This window comes from Pseudomonas sp. SK3(2021) (assembly GCF_016772375.1).
GTDB lineage: Bacteria > Pseudomonadota > Gammaproteobacteria > Pseudomonadales > Pseudomonadaceae > Aquipseudomonas > Aquipseudomonas chlororaphis_I.
Genome location: NZ_CP061943.1, coordinates 5,261,372 through 5,277,505, shown reverse-complemented (window position 1 = coordinate 5,277,505; position 16,134 = coordinate 5,261,372). Strand labels below are relative to the sequence as shown.

The following is a 16,134-nucleotide window of genomic DNA, read 5'->3' as shown; positions in this document are numbered from 1 at the left end:
GCGCGCAAAACTGCGACATAATGCGAAAGATTTGCATTATGTGTAAAGGGTTGTGGTTGTAAATATTTCTTATTCAGGAAGCGATTGCGCTGGATCAAGCTTATGCGCGCAATCGGGTCTTCAGAGGATGGCCGCGTTACTGCGCTGGGCCTGTTTCAGGTAGGCGCTCAGCTCCCGTGCCGGCAGGGGTTTGCTGTAGTGATAACCCTGACCTTCGTGGCAGCCTTCGGCGATGATGTAGGCCTCCTGCTCGGCGGTTTCCACGCCCTCGGCGATCACCTGCATGCCCAGGCTTTTGCCCAGCTGGATGATCGCCCGCACGATGGTCGCATCGTCGTCGTCATCCAGCAGGTCCTGGACGAAGCTCTTGTCGATCTTGATCTTGTCCAGCGGCAGGCTCTTGAGATAGCTCAGGGACGAATAGCCGGTGCCGAAGTCGTCGATGGCGATCAGCGCACCCGAGCGGCGCAGGCTCAGCAGGTGCTGGGCGGCGGTGCTGATGTCTTCCATCAGGCCGGTTTCGGTGACTTCCAGCTCCAGGCTGCGCGGTGGCAGGCGGTAGATCTGCAGCAGGTTGTTGACCACCCGCGGCAGCTCGGCGTGGTGCAGTTGCACGGTAGACAGGTTGACCGCCATGCGCAGGTCGCTGAAGCCCAGGTCATGCCATTCGCGCAACTGGCGGCAGGCCTGGTCCAGCACCCATTCGCCGATGGCGATGATGGTGCCGTTCTGCTCGGCCAGGGGAATGAACAGGTCCGGCGGGACAAAGCCGTGTTCCGGATGCTGCCAGCGCAGCAGCGCCTCGACCCCGACCACACGATGATCGCGGTAGCTGATCTGCGGCTGGTAGACCAGGTGGAACTGCTCGCGGGTCAAGGCTTCGCGCAGGTCCTTCTCCAGTTCGCGGCGCCGGCGCATCTCGCTGTCGACGCTGGCGATATAGAACTGATAACGGTTGCGCGAGCGGCTCTTGGCCAGGGTCATGGTCTGTTCGGCTTTCTGCAGCAGCTTCTCGGTGCTGTCGCCGTCTTCCGGGAACAGGGTGATGCCGATGGTGGCGCGCAGGCGGATTTCCTGGTGGTCGAGGGCGAACGGTGCTTCCAGGTCGTCGAGAATGCTCTGCGCCAGCTCGGCGGCTTCGTAGGGTTGTTCGATATCGGCCTGGACCAGGGCGAACTGGTCGCCGCCGAGGCGGGCGAGGGCGCCCAGGCGGCCACTGTGGGCCCGCAGGCGGTCGGCCAGGGCCAGCAGCAACTGGTCGCCGGTCTGGTAGCTGAACTGTTCGTTGATGCCCTTGAAGTCGTCGAGGCCGACACAGAGCACCGCGACCCGGCGTTGCAGGCGGCCGGCATCGATCAGGATCTTGTCCAGTTGCTGCTGCAGCTGCTGGCGGTTGGGCAGGCCGGTGAGGAAGTCGTACTGGGCCATGCGTAGCAGGCTGTTTTCCGCTTCATGGCGCAGGTGCGTGTTGCGCTCGATCGACGCCAGCAACTGGTTGGCGGTATTGATCCAGATCCCCAGTTCGTTTCGCTCGTGGCCCTTGAGCAAGGGAATCTGATGTTCGCTGGGGCGATCCGGATTGATGGTGGTCAGGTGCTCGATGATCCGCGACAGCGGCTTGGTCAGCAGCCAGTGGTAAACCAGATACAGCACCAGGCCCATGGCCAGGGCACGCAACACGCCGGAAATGAAAATGATCACCGAGCTGACGATGAATCCCTGGCCGTAGGTGGCCGTGTCGAGGGTGATGCTCAGGTCGCCGTAGTATTCGCTGTAGGGCCCACGACCCACCAGTTGGGTGGTGAAGGTGCGCTCCTTGCCGAGGATCAGGTCGGTCAGCCAGCGGCTGGGGGATGTCTGCAACTCACGGGTTTTTTCCGCGAGCATGGTTTCCTTGGGATGGCCGATGGAGGCCATGCGCACGGCAGCGTCCTGGAACAGGCCTTCGATGACTTGCATGCCCATTTCGCGGTCCAGGCTGTAAACAGCCTGGGTCGAGGGGTCGCGAAACATGTCGAGAATGCGCTGGGCATCATTAGCGACCGCCTGCCGAGTCTTGTAAGCATCGAAGACGATTTGTGCGCAGCTCAGAACTACGCCCACTATCAGTGCCGACAGCAGCACAACCCGGAGCAACTTCACCGACAAGCTGTTTTTGAGTTCCAGCTTCAAAGGGTTATTCCTTGTTCCGTGCGTGTAGCGTCAAGTTGCCATGAGTATTGGCAATCCCGTGATGGCAGTCAAAGGGACAATCAGGTCCAGGATATTTCACCTGCCGGCTTGGTTGGAATGCCGGGAGCCAGCCTATCCGTGCTTATCGGTTATATGTCGGTAGCCAAGCCTTGCAACTTGAGGGATGGAGGCGATTTTTTACCTGGATAGAGGTTAGCGCACCGGGCTGGCGGGGCAAGCCGGGCCCTTGCCGGTAAAATGAAAAAACCCGGCAATGCCGGGTTTTTTGACTGCAACCGGGCTTAGGCGACGAAGGTCTTGCCTTCGAACTGCTCGGCCACGAATTTCCAGTTGACCAGGTTCCAGAACGCTTCGACGTATTTAGGACGCAGGTTGCGGTAGTCGATGTAGTAAGCGTGTTCCCAGACGTCGCAGGTCAGCAGCGGGGTATCGCCGCTGGTCAGCGGGTTGCCGGCGCCGATGGTGCTGGCCAGGGCCAGGGAACCGTCAGCCTTTTTCACCAGCCAGCCCCAACCGGAACCGAAGGTGCCGACGGAAGTCTTGGTGAATTCTTCCTTGAACTTGTCGAACGAACCGAATGCTGCGTTGATGGCCTCGGCCAGTGCGCCGGTTGGTTGACCGCCGGCGTTTGGCGCCAGGCAGTTCCAGTAGAAAGTGTGGTTCCAGACCTGAGCGGCGTTGTTGAAGATGCCGCCCGAGGAAGACTTGACGATCTCTTCCAGGGTTTTGCCTTCGAACTCGGTGCCTGGCACCAGGTTGTTCAGGTTCACGACATAGGTGTTGTGGTGCTTGTCGTGGTGGTATTCCAGGGTTTCCTTGGAAATGTGCGGCTGCAGGGCATCGTGTGCGTAAGGCAGCGGCGGCAATTCGAAAGCCATGATGATTCTCCTAATCAGGTCAGTTGCGGTGAGCGCAAGGCCGATCACGGGCGGCCAGACAAGCGCCGGGGAGTTTGTACTCTTTGCGGCGCAGGGTTCGGATCATAGCACCGGGGGTGCGGCATAACCACGCAACAACTGTGTGGGATAGAGGTTCCAGAGCCTTTTGGAATACATCACCCAGCGCTTATCAACTGAATCGCGACACTGAACATCATCACCGCCACCAACAGGTCGAGAATGCGCCAGGTGCTCGGCCGGGCCAGCCATGGAGCCAGCCATGCGGCGCCGAGGGCGAGGGTGAAAAACCACAGCAGCGAAGCGCTGGCCGCGCCGACCACATAGGCGCCGGGTTCGGTCTGTTGCGCCCCCAGCGAGCCGATCAGCAGCACCGTGTCCAGGTACACATGGGGGTTGAGCAGGGTCACCGCCAACGCACTGAGCAGCACCGCGCGCAGCGAGCGGACGGTCTGGTTCTCACCCTGCTGCAGGCTCTGCTTGGAACAGGCGCGACGCAGGGCCTGGCTGCCGTACCAGATCAGGAACGCGGCGCCACCCCAGCGGGCAACCGCCAGCAGCGTCGGATTCTGCGCCAGCACCGTGGCCAGGCCGAATACCCCGGCCGCCACCAGCAACGCATCGCAAGTCACGCACAGTACGGCCACCGGCAGGTGGTGTTCGCGCCGCAGGCTCTGGGCCAGGACAAAAGCATTCTGGCTGCCGATCGCCATGATCAGCCCGGCCGCTACCAGCAGCCCGTTAACGTAGCTCTGCCACATGTCGTTTACTCCTTGCCCGCCGCCAGTTGCCGCAGCACGTGCATGGCGCGCTCGGCATCGGCCTTACCGACAAACAGATGATCGTGGTAGTAGCCGGCGATCACGTTGCAGCTGATCCCGGCCTTGCCCAGGGCGCTGGCGAACGCGGCGGTCAGGCCGACGGCTGCCAGGGCCGAGTGCACGTTCAGGGTGATCCAGGCCGCGACGTAGTCGAAACCCAGCCCCAGCCGTTCGGCCTGCTGGCGCTCGAGGATCACCGTGAGCCCTTCCTGCTCGCGAAAGCTGCCCAGTACGTCGGTGCCCTCGAGCAGCCCGCGGTCGGCGATGGAGCAGAACACGTAGTCACCAGGGTTGAGCTGCGGGCTCATGCTGCGCAGCAGGGTATCGAGGGAGGTTTCGCCAGCCATGGAAAGGGTCCTTGAACGAGAAAGCATACTGGCTATTTTCCGGTGGCAGGCTGTATAAGAAAAACCAATATTACTGATCGCTCATTAGGAAAACTGATGTTCGACTATAAATTGCTGTCCGCCCTGGCCGCGGTGATCGAGCAAGCCGGATTCGAGCGTGCCGCGCAGGTGCTGGGGTTGTCGCAATCGGCCATTTCCCAGCGGATCAAGCTGCTCGAGGCGCGGATCGGCCAGCCGGTGCTGGTGCGGGCCACGCCGCCGGCACCGACGGAAATCGGCCGACGCCTGCTCAACCATGTGCAGCAGGTACGCCTGCTCGAACGCGACCTGCAGAGCCAGGTGCCGGCCCTGGACGAGGAAGGTCTGCCGGAGCGTCTGCGCATTGCCCTCAATGCCGACAGCCTTGCTACTTGGTGGGCCGAGGCGGTGGGTGACTTCTGTGCCGAGCAGCACTTGCTCCTCGACCTGATCGTCGAAGACCAGACCGTGGGTCTCAAGCGCATGCGGGCCGGGGAAGTGGCGGCCTGTGTCTGCGCCAGCGAGCGGCCGGTGGCTGGCGCCCGTAGCGTGCTGCTGGGGGCCATGCGCTACCGTGCCCTGGCCAGCCCGGCCTTCCTTGCGCGGCATTTTCCGCAAGGCGTGCAAGCCGAGCGCCTGGCCCGGACGCCAGCCCTGGTGTTCGGCCCGGACGACTTCCTGCAGCACCGCTATCTGGCGGCGCTGGGTGTCGATGGCGGGTTCGAGCATCACCTGTGTCCCTCGTCCGAGGGGTTCATCCGCCTGACCGAGGCCGGCCTGGGCTGGGGGCTGGTGCCCGAACTGCAGGTGCGCGACCAGTTGGCGCGGGGGGTGTTGGTGGAGCTTTTGCCCGATAAGCCGATCGATGTGCCGCTGTACTGGCATCATTGGCGCAATGGTGGCCAACTGCTGGGCCTGCTCACCGAGCACCTGGCGCGTTCTTCGGCGCAATGGCTGGTGCCGTTGGCGTGACACCGGGCGTCAAGGCATCAGGCAATAGCGTCAAGCAATACATAGTGCGACAGGCATGAAACACGAAAGCAATCGGAGCAAGTCATGAAAATTCTGGTCACCGGCGCAAGCGGCTTCATTGGTGGACGCTTCGCGCGTTTTGCCCTTGAACAGGGCCTGGATGTACGGGTCAACGGGCGTCGGGCCGAAGGGGTGGAACATCTGGTGCGGCGCGGGGCCGAGTTCGTCCAGGGTGACTTGAGCGATGCCGACCTGGTGCGCGACCTGTGTCGCGACGTCGATGCGGTGGTGCATTGCGCGGGGGCGGTGGGGCTCTGGGGGCGTTATCAGGATTTCCACCAGGGCAACGTGCTGGTCACTGAAAACGTGGTCGAAGCCTGCCTCAAGCGCCATGTCCGGCGCCTGGTACACCTGTCGTCGCCGTCGATCTATTTCGACGGCCGCGACCATCTGGGCCTGACCGAAGATCAAGTGCCCAAGCGCTTCAAGCATCCTTATGCCGCCACCAAATACCTGGCGGAGCAGAAGGTGTTCGGCGCCCAGGAGTTCGGCCTGGAAGTACTGGCGCTACGCCCGCGTTTTGTCACCGGCGCCGGTGACATGAGCATTTTCCCGCGCTTGTTGAAGATGCAGCGCAAGGGCCGCCTGGCGATCATCGGCAACGGCCTGAACAAGGTCGACTTCACCAGTGTGCAGAACCTCAACGAAGCGCTGCTCAGCAGTCTGCTGGCCAGCGGCTCGGCCCTGGGCAAGGCCTACAACATCAGCAACGGCGCGCCCGTGCCGTTGTGGGACGTGGTGAACTATGTGATGCGCCAGATGGGCGTGCCGCAGGTCACGCGCTACCGTTCCTTTGGCCTGGCCTACAGCGTCGCGGCCCTCAATGAAGGCTTCTGCAAGCTCTGGCCGGGTCGTCCGGAGCCGACCCTGTCGCGCCTGGGCATGCAGGTCATGAACAAGAACTTCACCCTGGATATCAGCCGCGCCCGCCATTATCTGGATTACGAACCGAAGGTCAGCCTGTGGACGGCCCTGGATGAGTTCTGTGGCTGGTGGAAGGCTCAGGACATACGCTGAAAATAAACACTGAACCGAGTCCGGGGTTCAGGGTCGATGAGGGCGGCGGGTTCGCGGTTTATACTCGCCCCATTCAGCTATCACCGCGGTTTAGAAAGGTTGCCCCATGCGTAACGATGCCAACGACGACTTCGACGATGTTCCAAGCCTGCGTGCCGATACCCTCGACGATGATTTCCCGACCACCGCCGCAGGCCGCGCGCGTACTTCGGTGCATTCGCGCAGCGTGCCGGCCGCCAAGGCCAAGGCCAAGGCCAAGGCGCCGAGCGCCGGGCCGCTCTGGGCGCTGGTCGGCGCCTTGTTCTTCGCTTTTATCGGCCTGGCCTGGTGGAGCTTCCAGCAGATCTCGCTGATGGAGCAGCAACTGGTCGCGACCCAGGAGAGTTTCGCCCGTATCAGCGAAGAAGCGGCGGGGCGCCTGCAGGATATTTCCGGCAAGGTGGTTGCCAGCCAGTCCAGCGTCAACAGCGACAGCGAAGCCTTGAAGCTACAGATCAAACAGCTGGAAAGCCGCCTGCAGGACCAGGGCAAGCAGCAGCAAGGCGTGGCCGGGCAGGCCACGGACCTGGACAAGCGCCTGGCCCAGATGACCGCGCAAGCCACCGAGCAGCAGGCGGCCAACAGCCAGTTGCAGGCGCAGGTGAAAACCTTGAGCAGCGAACTGACCGCCCTGAAAAGCGCGCCCGCCGACACCAGCAAGGTCGATGCCCAGTTCAAGAGCCTGAACGCCGAGATCGCTGCCTTGAAAAGACAGGGCAACCCGAGCGCCGCCATCGAGCGTCTGGAGCAGGACATCATCGTGCTCAAGAGCCAGCAGGACAATCGTCCCGCCGCTGCCCAGGGCGGCACCAACACCGCCGAGTTCGATGCCTTCCGCGGCCAGGTCACCCGCAACATCAATACCCTGCAGAGCCAGATCCAGAATCTGCAGCAGCAGCTCAACACCCGCCCCTGACCTTGACGACCTTCCCGCGCATGGCGTGGGAAGGTCGCGGTCTTGCCTCGCGCCTCCCCGGTTCGCTGAATACTCGACCATATCCCGCAGCCGTCTACGCTCTTGAAACACCAACAAGAACGAGGGACGCGCAATGAGGGGATTGCTTAGAGCCACGGTGCTGGGGTGGTTGCTGGTCAGCCAGGTCCAGGCGGCGGACGATGCCACGGCGGCCAAGGCCTTGCTGGAAAAGGCCCTGGCCTATTACCACGACCAGGGTGACAAGGCCTTCGCCGCGTTCAGCCGGCAGGGCGAGTTCGTCGACAAGGACCGCTATGTGTTTGTGGTCGACACCCAGGGGGTGATGCTGGCCAGTGGCGGGCCGTCGTCGGCGCTGATCGGCCGCGATGTTTCCGAGGTGCTCGGGCCGGATCTGCAAAAGGCCTTCAAGGACGCGCTGAAGATTCCCGAGGGCAATGGCATCCAGCAAGCCGAGTACCGCTGGCAGAACTGGGCCGACGGCAAGGTCGAGCGCAAGCATGTGTATTACCAGCGGGTTGGCGAGCGGATCCTGGCGGTCGGCTATTACCTGCCACGGGCTTCCGCCGAGCAGGCCAGGGCCTTGCTGGACAAGGCGGCGAGCGAGCTGGTCAAGGACGAGAAGGGCACGCTGACGGCGATCAACTCGCTCAAGGGCGGTTTCCTGCAGGACGACCTGTATGTGTTCGTGGTCGACCTGGACAACCAGCGCTACGTGGCCCACGGCACCAATCTGCGGCTGATCAATACCGACTTCGGCAAGGTCAAGGACCCGGATGGCAAACCGGTGGGCGAGCCGATCCTGGCGCTGATGGCCACCCAGGATCAGGGCGAGTATGAGTACCGCTGGAAGAACCCGGTGACGGCCAAGGTGGAAGACAAGCACGCCTACCTGCGCAAGGTCGGGCACTTCCTGGTGGCGGTGGGGTACTACAGCCCGTGAGGATCGGTCGCCAGCCAGTTCGCGTGTCGATAGCGCTGGCTGGCGATGCGGTTATTTGACCTTGTCTTCGCGCCCGCGCAGCAGTGCATTGGGCATGGCGAGCGCCGCCGCAAGCCCCAGCAACGACACCGCCGCGCTGACCATCAGCAAGTGTTTGAAAGTCAGCAGCAACTCAGCCCGCAAGGCTCCCTGTTCCAGACCGGGCGCGGCGTTCAGGCCGTCGAGCAGCACATTGCCCGAGTGACCTTCGCCGATCAGCGCCGAACCGCTCAACTGGGCGAAGCTCGAATCCTGCAACAGCGCCAGCAACAGCGCCGACATCAAGGCCACGCCCACCGCCCCGCCCAGGGAGCGGAACAGGTTGGTGGTGCTGGTGGCGACCCCGATATCCCGTTGTTCCACCGAGTTCTGGCTGCCCACCAGCGAGGTCGGGAACTGCATGCCGGAGGCAATCCCGCTGAGCAACATGAACACACTGCTCAGCAGCACCGCCTGGGGCGGGCTGAAGGCCATGCCGAGAACGGTCAGCGGCATCAGCAGGGCGCCACTGAGGATCATCGGCTTGTAGCGGCCGGTCACCGAGGTCATGCGCCCGGCGAAGTAGGCGCCTATCGGCAGGCCGATGGCCAGCGGCAGCAGGTGCAGCGCAGCGCTGTCGGCACCGGCGCCGGTGACGCTCTGAAAGCGCAACGGCATCAGCACCGTCAGCGAGATGGCCTGGAAGCTGGTGAAGAACACCGTGCACCAGCACAGCATGGCGTTGCGGTTGGCGAACAGATGCATAGGCAGCAGCGGCTCTTCGGTGCGCCGTTCATGCCAGGCAAACAGGGCCAGGGCGATGACGGCACCCGTCAGCAGGCCCAGCACCTCTTGGCTGCGCCAGGCGTGACCCTGGCCGAAATGGGTGATCGCCAGCAGCAGGGCGGTCAGGCCGATGATCATCAACAGCGTGCCGAGGTAGTCGATGATCGGTTTGCGCTGTGGAATCGGCAGCCCCCGCAGATTGCGCCTGGCCACCAGCCAGGCGCCCAGGCCCAGGGGCAGGTTGATCAGGAACACCCAGCGCCAGGACAGGTATTCGGTCATGTAGCCGCCGAGCACCGGGCCGGCGACGCTGGCCGCCGCGTACATGCTGCTGAAGTAACCCTGGTAACGCCCGCGTTCGCGGGGTGGGACTATGTCGCCGATGATCGCCTGGCTGACCGAGATCATCCCGCCGGCGCCGATGCCCTGGAAGATCCGCGCCAGCACCAGTTGTTCCATGTTCTGCGCCATGCCGCAGAACAGCGATGCCAGGGTGAACAGGCCCATGCCGAACAGCATCAGCTTGCGCCGCCCGTAGAGGTCGCCGAGCTTGCCGTAGATCGGCACCGACACGGTCATGGCCACCATGTAGCCGGAAATCACCCAGGCCAGCAGGCTGACGTCCTTGAACTGCGCGGAGATGGCGGGCATGGAGACCGCGACTATGGTCTGGTCCAGGGCGCCGAGGAAGATCGCCAGCATCAGGGCGATCAGTACGCTGCGAAGAGCCAGTTTGGGCTGGACAGGCTGGTTGGGGTTGGTCACGAAAGAACCTGCGGGCAGTGATTGACCCGCAGGGTGCAAGGCGAGCGGGAACGCTCGCTAGTGTACTCGATAGGTGCCTACTCGATAGCCTCGTAAGGAAGGCCGACGTAATTTTCCGCGATGGTTTTGCGCCCGGCCTCGGAGTCGACGAAGTACGCCAGCTCCGACTCGGCGATGCGCTGGCTGAAGTCGTCGGAGTCGGGGAAACGGTGCAGCATCGCGGTCATCCACCAGGAGAAACGCTCGGCCTTCCAGATCCGCCGCAGGCAGATTTCCGAGTACTTTTGCAGCAGGTCGGTGCGCTGCTCGCGGTAGACCTTGAGCAGAATGTTGAACAGCGTGCTGACATCGCTGGCGGCCAGGTTCAGGCCCTTGGCCCCGGTGGGCGGCACGATGTGCGCGGCGTCGCCCACCAGGAACATCCGTCCGTATTGCATCGGCTCGACCACGAAGCTACGCAGCGGCGCAATGCTTTTCTCGATCGACGGCCCGGTCACCAGGCGCTCCGCCAGCTCTTGGGGCAGGCGCTTCTTGAGCTCGTCCCAGAAACGTTGATCGGACCAGTCGGCGACATTTTCCTCCGCCGGTACTTGCAGGTAGTAACGGGTGCGAGTGGTCGATCGCATGCTGCACAGGGCAAAGCCGCGCTCGTGGCGGGCGTAGACCAGTTCGTCGTGGACCGGCGGGGTGTCGGCGAGAATGCCGAGCCAGCCGAACGGATAGACGCGCTCGAATACCTTGAGCCTGTCGGCCGGGATCGACTGCCGGGCAACCCCGTGGAACCCGTCGCAGCCGGCGATGTAGTCGCAATCCAGGCGATGGGGCTCGCCCTGGTAATCGAAGGTCAGGTAGGGCTGCTCGCTGTGCATGTCGTGGGGACGCACGTTATCGGCCTGGTACAGGGTCCGGGCACCGACGGCCTGGCGGGCTTGCATCAGGTCGCGGGTGACTTCGGTCTGGCCGTAGATCGTTACGCTCTTGCCGCCGGTGAGGGCATGCAGGTCGATGGCCACCCGGCGGCCGTCGAGGGCCAGTTCGAAGCCACCGTGCACCAGGCCTTCGGCGTCCATGCGCTGGCTGACACCGGCCTGGCGCAGCAGGTCGACCATGCCTTGTTCCAGCACCCCGGCGCGGATGCGCCCGAGTACGTAATCCGGGGTTTGTCGTTCGAGGATCAGGGTATCGATGCCGGCCTTGTGCAGCAGCTGGCCGAGCAGGAGTCCGGAGGGGCCGGCGCCAATGATGGCGACTTGAGTTTTCAGGGTTTTCATTGTTTTTATGACTCGCAAGCTTCACGCGAACGGGGTCGCTGAGTGATTTTTATGTTTCGAGTGCCTGCATTTTTCACTTGTGATGCTGTCAGTTGAAGGTGAAAACTGAGCCGATACCTGTTCATTTCACCAATCGGTGCGATTATCGCCCGTCACCCAGAGGCCTGGATTGCAGTTATGAATAAGCCTGCCTTGCCTTCAATTCCGGTATTCAAACTCTACGGGGAAAGCCTGGATTGGCCGACGCCGGACCTGCTGCACTGCGAAACCATTTCCAAGCGCAGCCGCGAGCACCATTGGGAAATCAAGCCGCATCGGCATGCCGATCTGTGTCAGTTGCTGTTCGTGCATCGCGGGCAGGCCGAGCTTGAGATCGAAGGCCAGCGCACGCTGCTGGGGGAGTCGGCGCTACAGATCCTGCCGGCCCTGTCGGTGCACGGCTTTCGTTTTTCCGAAGACATCGATGGTTATGTGGTGACCCTGGCGGCACCCTTGATGGCCCATCTGCAAGCCCAGCTGGGGCACTCGGTGAATGCCCTGGCCGTGGCCGAGAGCTACCCGGCGGGCGCCGACGGCGATTACCTGAACAGCCTGTTTGCCGCGTTGCAGAACGAGTACCAGGGGCGTGAGCCGGCGCGGGAAATGCTCATGCACTCGCTGGTCAGCGTGATCATGGTGTGGGTCAGCCGCCAGGCGATCCGGCGCCGCAGCGCCAGCCAGCGGCCGCAGCGGGCACGGGAGTATTTCAATGGGTATATCCAGCTGGTGGAAAACCACTATCGCGAGCATGTGAAGGTCGAGGACCTGGCGCACAAGCTGGGGATTTCCGTTTCCCACCTCAATGGCACCTGCCGTGAACTGGCGGGCCAGCCGGCCTTGCAGATCATGCATGAACGCCAGCTGCTGGAGGCCAAGCGCCTGCTGACCTACACCAGCATGACCATCTACGAGATTTCCGACACCCTGGGGTTTTCCGATCCCACCAACTTCACTCGGTTGTTCCGTCGTCGGGTCGGGATCTCGCCCAAGGCTTTCCGCGACCGCTTGAAGAGCGATCACGAACAGTGACGCCGCGCGTCTGCATCATTTCAGGGAGTTGAGGGTCGCGGTGTGCGGGATGCACTGGTCGACGTTGCAGCTGGCATAGACACGTGGCTGTTGCCGGGCCTGTTCGACGCGATAGGCCGCTGTTCCGTAGAGCGCCAGGGTCGCGGTGCAGGTGACGAAAATGGCCAGGTATCTTCTTGTTTTGATGTTCATGGCAAACACCTCTGAACGAATACCCCTGCGCGTGTGGGGGTACTGTTATCAGCATAGATCAGCCACATGGATCAGCCATGGCCGCTGGCCAGGTCGCGGGCAGCGTGTTGACGGGGTATTCAGCGGTCTTATCGGGTCTTAAAGGCCCTTGTCCCACTCCGGCTCCTCGGGGAAACGCAGCACCAGGAAGTCCAGCATGCTGCGCAGGGCCACCGGCATGTGTTTGCGCGAGGCGTAGACCGCGTACATGGGCATTTGCCGGGGTTCTGCCTGGGGCAGCAGGCGTACCAGTTCGCCGCTGTGGATATACACCCAGGCCTGGTAGGTGGGCAGCATGGCCACGCCGGCCCCGGCCATGGTCGCGCGCAACAGGGTGCTGGCGTCGTTGGCGCTGATATTGCCCTGCACCGGTACCGAAACCTGTTCGCCGTCCTGCTCGAAATGCCACAGGCTCTTGCCGAAATAGGAGTGGGTCAGGCAGTTGTGCTGGCTGAGCTCCTCGACCCGCTGTGGCGTCGGGTGCTCGCGCAGATAGGCCGGAGAGGCGCAGATCACCGAGCGGCATATCGTCAGCCGCCGGGCGATCAGGTTCGGGTCCAGGTCGTTGCTGGCGCGGATCGCCAGGTCGATGCGTTCGTCCACCAGGTTCACCGCGCGGTCGAGCATCTGCAGGTCGATGCTGACGCCGGGGTAGCGCTCGACGTAGGCGGCCATGGCATCCGCCAGCTGGGCCTGGCCGAACGAGGTGCTGGCGCTGATGCGCAGCAAGCCGCGGGGCACATCGTCCGGTTCGCTGACGGCGGCCTGCATGTCCATCGACAACTCGAGCATCTGCTGGCAGCGCGGCAGGATCTCGGTACCCGCCGCGGTCAGGCTCAGCTTGCGGGTGGTGCGGTGCATCAGCCGGGCGCCGACCCAGTCCTCCAGCTCCGCCAGATAGCGCGAAACCACCGGCCGCGAGAGGTCCAGGTGGTCGGCGGCGGCCGACTGGCTGCCAAGGTCGACGACGGTGACGAAGACGCGCATTGCTTGAAGACGATCCATGATTTGCCCGCTTTCAGAAACAAACTATGTCCAAGCATCGCATTTTTTGTAACGAGTGCGGCAACTAAGCTTCATCTCCATCGCCACCTACCCATGGCCACTTACGGCCGACAGACCATCGGAGCTGCACATGATCGGATTCACCTCACTCAAGCGCCTGCTGCTGGCGACCGCCACCCTGGGTTTCGCCGCCCATGCCGCCGCCGTCGAGCCGGCCCTGAAGCTGGATGTGTACAACCCGGGGACCGAGGCGATCTTCCCGGTGACCTCGGTGCTGGTCAGCGGCAAGAAGGAAGCGATCCTGGTGGACGCGCAGTTCGGCAAATCCCAGGCCGAGCAACTGGTGGAAAGGATCCGCGCCAGCGGCAAGCAACTGACCACTATCTACATCAGCCACGGTGACCCGGATTACTACTTCGGCCTGGACACCATCACCCAGGCGTTCCCCAAGGCCAAGGTCGTGGCGTCGCAGCCGACCGTCGAGCACATCAAGGCCACGGTCGACGGCAAGCTCGCGTTCTGGGGCCCGAAAATGGGCGCCGACGTGCCGGCCAAGACCCTTGTGCCGGGCGTGCTCAAGGGTCACAGCCTGACCCTGGAAGGGCAGAAGCTGGACATCATCGGCCTGGACGGCAAGCAACCGGACCGCACCTTCGTCTGGATCCCGTCGATCAAGGCCGTCGTCGGTGGCGTGGTGGTGGCGGAAAACATCCATGTGTGGATGGCCGACACCCAGACTGCGCAATCCCACAAGGACTGGCTGACCACCCTGGACACCATCGCCGCGCTGAAACCCCAGACCGTGGTGCCGGGCCATTACCTCGGTGAAAGCGCCCGCTCCCTGGCTCCCGTGCATTTCACCGCCGACTACATCAAGGCCTTCGATGAAGAAACCGCCAAGGCCAAGGATTCCGCCGAACTGATCGCGGCGATGAAAAAGCGTTACCCGGACCTGGGCGAAGACAGCTCCCTGGAGCTGAGCGCCAAGGTCGCCAAGGGCGAAATGAAGTGGTGATTCGACCGTCCCCGCGCCTGGCGCGGGGGCATTCCCTGTAAGGCCCTGTGTCGCTTATCGAAACTGGAGAACTGTCATGAGCAAGATTGCAATCATTGGTGCTACCGGTCGTGCGGGTAGCCAACTGCTGGAAGAGGCCCTGCGTCGTGGTCACAGCGTCACCGCGATAGCCCGTGACCCGGCGAAAATCGGCAACCGCGCCGGTGTGGTGAGCAAGGCGGTCGACGTGCTGGACGGAGCGGCGTTGCAGGCCGCGGTCGCCGGCCACGATGTGGTGATCAGCGCGGCGCACTTTTCCACCATCGCGCCCAAGGCCCTGATCGAGCCGGTGAAAAAAGCCGGCGTCAAACGCCTGTTGGTGGTGGGTGGCGCCGGTAGCTTGTTGCTGCCCGACGGCAGCCGGGTGATCGACTCTGTCGGTTTTCCGGAAGAGTACAGGCCAGAGGCCAGTGCCGGTGCGGTGCTCCTCGATACCCTGCGCCAGGAGAAGGAGCTGGACTGGACGTTCCTGTCGCCATCGGCGGAGTTCATCGAAGGCGAGCGCCGTGGCCAGTTCCGCCTGGGCCAGGACCATCTGCTGGTGAGCGCCGAAGGCAAGAGCTGGATCACCTTCGCCGACTACGCTATCGCCATGATCGATGAGCTGGAAACACCGAAGCACTCCCGCCAGCGTTTCACGGTCGGTTACTGAGACATCCTGTAGCCGCTGCCGAAGGCTGCGATCGAGCGCGAAGCGCTCGTAATCCAGGCACCGCGGTGATACCTGCAAGAACGCGGTGTCTGGTTTTACGACTGCTGCGCAGCCGATCGCAGGCTGCGCCAGCGGCTACAGGGCTATCTGGCCCTGGCCTGTTCCACCAGCCAGTCCAGCAAGGCCCGCAACTGCGGCGATGGCGCTGACCGGTCGGGGTGGACCAGGTAGTAGCCCAGGCCGGTGCGTACCTTCAATGCAAATGGCATGACCAGCCGCCCGGCGCTCAGGTCTTCGCCGATCAATGCCCAGTCGCCAATGGCCACTCCCGTCCCCTGGGAGGCCACCGACATCGCCAGGTCCAGGGTTTCGAAATGCTGGCCCTTGCCGATGTTGTTCAGCATCGTTCCCGAGGCTTTCAGCCAGGTATTCCAGTCATGGGTATCCAGGGTCGGATGCAGCAGCATGTGTTGCTGCAGGTCGGCCGGGGTCTTGAGCGGTATCGCCCCTTCGAGCAATGCCGGTGAACACACCGGCGTCAGCTGTTCGTCGAACAGGTGATAGGCCCCGAGGGTGGAGGGGGGCGGGGCGCCGTAAATCACCGCGGCATCGAACTGTTCGCGGCTGAAGTCCACCCCGTGCTGCACCGTGGTGGTCAGCCGGACGGGCACGTCCGGCCGCTCTTTCTGCCATTGCATCAGGCGCGGCAACAACCAGCGCATCACGCAGGTGGAGGCCTTGAGTTGCAGGGTGTCGCGGTTCACCCCGACCTGTTCCACGCCCTCGCTGATCAGGCCGAACACCTGCTCCACCCGCGGCAGCCATTCCCGTCCTTCGCTCGTCAGGCTCAGGCCGCGGGCCTGGCGCTGGAACAAGGCATAACCCAGGTGACTCTCCAGGCCGGCGATCTGCCGGCTCACGGCACCCTGGGTGATATGCAGCTGCTCGGCCGCGTGGGTGAAGTTGCAGCAGCGCGCGGTGATCAGAAAAGTGTGCAGCGCGGGCAAGGGCGGGAGGCGTTTCATAAAGGGCCAAGGCATGACG

General features: G+C 63.2%; 16 protein-coding genes. 7 read left to right on the top strand and 9 right to left on the bottom strand.

Annotated features, from left to right (window positions below; all coding sequences use genetic code 11):
• Positions 1-120: 120 nt before the first annotated feature.
• The 4 genes from IF690_RS23200 to IF690_RS23185 all read right to left on the bottom strand — a co-directional run bounded on the left by IF690_RS23200 (position 121) and on the right by IF690_RS23185 (position 4,257).
• A complete protein-coding gene (locus IF690_RS23200) occupies positions 121-2,172 on the bottom strand; it encodes a putative bifunctional diguanylate cyclase/phosphodiesterase (RefSeq protein ID WP_202697536.1) in 2,052 nt (683 codons plus the stop codon).
• Between the two features lie 302 nt (positions 2,173-2,474).
• The gene (locus IF690_RS23195) at positions 2,475-3,071 is read right to left on the bottom strand and encodes a superoxide dismutase (RefSeq protein WP_007929765.1); all 597 of its coding nucleotides are present in this window, start codon (positions 3,069-3,071) and stop codon (positions 2,475-2,477) included.
• Positions 3,072-3,247: 176 nt separating this feature from the next.
• A complete protein-coding gene (locus tag IF690_RS23190) occupies positions 3,248-3,850 on the bottom strand; it encodes a LysE/ArgO family amino acid transporter (protein WP_202697535.1) in 603 nt (200 codons plus the stop codon).
• A gap of 5 nt (positions 3,851-3,855) precedes the next feature.
• Positions 3,856-4,257 carry an ACT domain-containing protein gene (locus IF690_RS23185; RefSeq protein WP_202697534.1) on the bottom strand — a complete coding sequence of 134 codons (402 nt, stop codon included), beginning with the start codon at positions 4,255-4,257 and terminating at the stop codon, positions 3,856-3,858.
• Between the two features lie 96 nt (positions 4,258-4,353).
• Between IF690_RS23185 and IF690_RS23180 the strand changes: the two genes are divergently transcribed.
• From IF690_RS23180 to IF690_RS23165, 4 genes are all read left to right on the top strand, one after another.
• Positions 4,354-5,247 (top strand): LysR family transcriptional regulator ArgP, encoded by an 894-nt coding sequence (locus IF690_RS23180; RefSeq protein WP_023966985.1) that lies wholly within the window; start codon positions 4,354-4,356, stop codon positions 5,245-5,247.
• 84 nt (positions 5,248-5,331) lie between these two features.
• Positions 5,332-6,324 carry an NAD-dependent epimerase/dehydratase family protein gene (locus IF690_RS23175; RefSeq protein WP_202697533.1) on the top strand — a complete coding sequence of 331 codons (993 nt, stop codon included), beginning with the start codon at positions 5,332-5,334 and terminating at the stop codon, positions 6,322-6,324.
• 106 nt (positions 6,325-6,430) lie between these two features.
• Entirely contained in the window at positions 6,431-7,279 is an 849-nt protein-coding gene (locus tag IF690_RS23170) for an ATPase (RefSeq protein ID WP_202697532.1), read from the top strand.
• Positions 7,280-7,412: 133 nt separating this feature from the next.
• On the top strand, positions 7,413-8,240 hold the full coding sequence (locus IF690_RS23165; protein ID WP_202697531.1) for a cache domain-containing protein: 828 nt from the start codon (positions 7,413-7,415) through the stop codon (positions 8,238-8,240).
• 51 nt (positions 8,241-8,291) lie between these two features.
• On the opposite strand, the gene IF690_RS23160 is transcribed toward IF690_RS23165, so the two are convergent.
• Entirely contained in the window at positions 8,292-9,809 is a 1,518-nt protein-coding gene (locus tag IF690_RS23160) for an MDR family MFS transporter (RefSeq protein WP_202697530.1), read from the bottom strand.
• A gap of 77 nt (positions 9,810-9,886) precedes the next feature.
• Positions 9,887-11,071 (bottom strand): 4-hydroxybenzoate 3-monooxygenase, encoded by a 1,185-nt coding sequence (pobA, locus tag IF690_RS23155; RefSeq protein ID WP_202701696.1) that lies wholly within the window; start codon positions 11,069-11,071, stop codon positions 9,887-9,889.
• 186 nt (positions 11,072-11,257) lie between these two features.
• Between pobA and IF690_RS23150 the strand changes: the two genes are divergently transcribed.
• Positions 11,258-12,148 carry a helix-turn-helix domain-containing protein gene (locus tag IF690_RS23150; protein ID WP_009050519.1) on the top strand — a complete coding sequence of 297 codons (891 nt, stop codon included), beginning with the start codon at positions 11,258-11,260 and terminating at the stop codon, positions 12,146-12,148.
• 15 nt (positions 12,149-12,163) lie between these two features.
• Here IF690_RS23150 and IF690_RS23145 read toward each other — a convergent pair whose 3' ends face one another.
• Together IF690_RS23145 and IF690_RS23140 are read right to left on the bottom strand one after the other, a co-directional pair.
• Complete coding sequence (locus IF690_RS23145; RefSeq protein WP_009045332.1) at positions 12,164-12,340, bottom strand: hypothetical protein; 177 nt, start codon at positions 12,338-12,340, stop codon at positions 12,164-12,166.
• Between the two features lie 138 nt (positions 12,341-12,478).
• On the bottom strand, positions 12,479-13,384 hold the full coding sequence (locus tag IF690_RS23140) for a LysR family transcriptional regulator (RefSeq protein ID WP_051408706.1): 906 nt from the start codon (positions 13,382-13,384) through the stop codon (positions 12,479-12,481).
• Positions 13,385-13,514: 130 nt separating this feature from the next.
• Between IF690_RS23140 and IF690_RS23135 the strand changes: the two genes are divergently transcribed.
• Positions 13,515-14,399: an MBL fold metallo-hydrolase gene (locus IF690_RS23135; RefSeq protein ID WP_202697529.1), complete on the top strand. Its 885-nt coding sequence runs from the start codon at positions 13,515-13,517 to the stop codon at positions 14,397-14,399.
• A gap of 76 nt (positions 14,400-14,475) precedes the next feature.
• Positions 14,476-15,090, top strand: a complete 615-nt coding sequence (locus IF690_RS23130; protein WP_202697528.1) for an NAD(P)-dependent oxidoreductase — start codon at positions 14,476-14,478, stop codon at positions 15,088-15,090.
• A gap of 143 nt (positions 15,091-15,233) precedes the next feature.
• Here the strand turns inward: IF690_RS23130 and IF690_RS23125 are convergent, their stop codons facing one another.
• On the bottom strand, positions 15,234-16,115 hold the full coding sequence (locus IF690_RS23125; protein WP_202697527.1) for a LysR substrate-binding domain-containing protein: 882 nt from the start codon (positions 16,113-16,115) through the stop codon (positions 15,234-15,236).
• Positions 16,116-16,134 lie beyond the last annotated feature (19 nt).

Excerpts from the sequence above, each read along its gene's own strand:
- IF690_RS23195 (WP_007929765.1), bottom strand. The coding sequence starts at position 3,071 with ATGGCTTTCGAATTGCCGCCGCTGCCTTACGCACACGATGCCCTGCAG.
- IF690_RS23190 (WP_202697535.1), bottom strand. The coding sequence starts at position 3,850 with ATGTGGCAGAGCTACGTTAACGGGCTGCTGGTAGCGGCCGGGCTGATC.
- IF690_RS23185 (WP_202697534.1), bottom strand. The coding sequence starts at position 4,257 with ATGGCTGGCGAAACCTCCCTCGATACCCTGCTGCGCAGCATGAGCCCG.
- IF690_RS23180 (WP_023966985.1), top strand. The coding sequence starts at position 4,354 with ATGTTCGACTATAAATTGCTGTCCGCCCTGGCCGCGGTGATCGAGCAA.
- IF690_RS23175 (WP_202697533.1), top strand. The coding sequence starts at position 5,332 with ATGAAAATTCTGGTCACCGGCGCAAGCGGCTTCATTGGTGGACGCTTC.
- IF690_RS23170 (WP_202697532.1), top strand. The coding sequence starts at position 6,431 with ATGCGTAACGATGCCAACGACGACTTCGACGATGTTCCAAGCCTGCGT.
- IF690_RS23165 (WP_202697531.1), top strand. The coding sequence starts at position 7,413 with ATGAGGGGATTGCTTAGAGCCACGGTGCTGGGGTGGTTGCTGGTCAGC.
- IF690_RS23150 (WP_009050519.1), top strand. The coding sequence starts at position 11,258 with ATGAATAAGCCTGCCTTGCCTTCAATTCCGGTATTCAAACTCTACGGG.
- IF690_RS23145 (WP_009045332.1), bottom strand. The coding sequence starts at position 12,340 with ATGAACATCAAAACAAGAAGATACCTGGCCATTTTCGTCACCTGCACC.
- IF690_RS23140 (WP_051408706.1), bottom strand. The coding sequence starts at position 13,384 with ATGGATCGTCTTCAAGCAATGCGCGTCTTCGTCACCGTCGTCGACCTT.
- IF690_RS23135 (WP_202697529.1), top strand. The coding sequence starts at position 13,515 with ATGATCGGATTCACCTCACTCAAGCGCCTGCTGCTGGCGACCGCCACC.
- IF690_RS23130 (WP_202697528.1), top strand. The coding sequence starts at position 14,476 with ATGAGCAAGATTGCAATCATTGGTGCTACCGGTCGTGCGGGTAGCCAA.
- IF690_RS23125 (WP_202697527.1), bottom strand. The coding sequence starts at position 16,115 with ATGAAACGCCTCCCGCCCTTGCCCGCGCTGCACACTTTTCTGATCACC.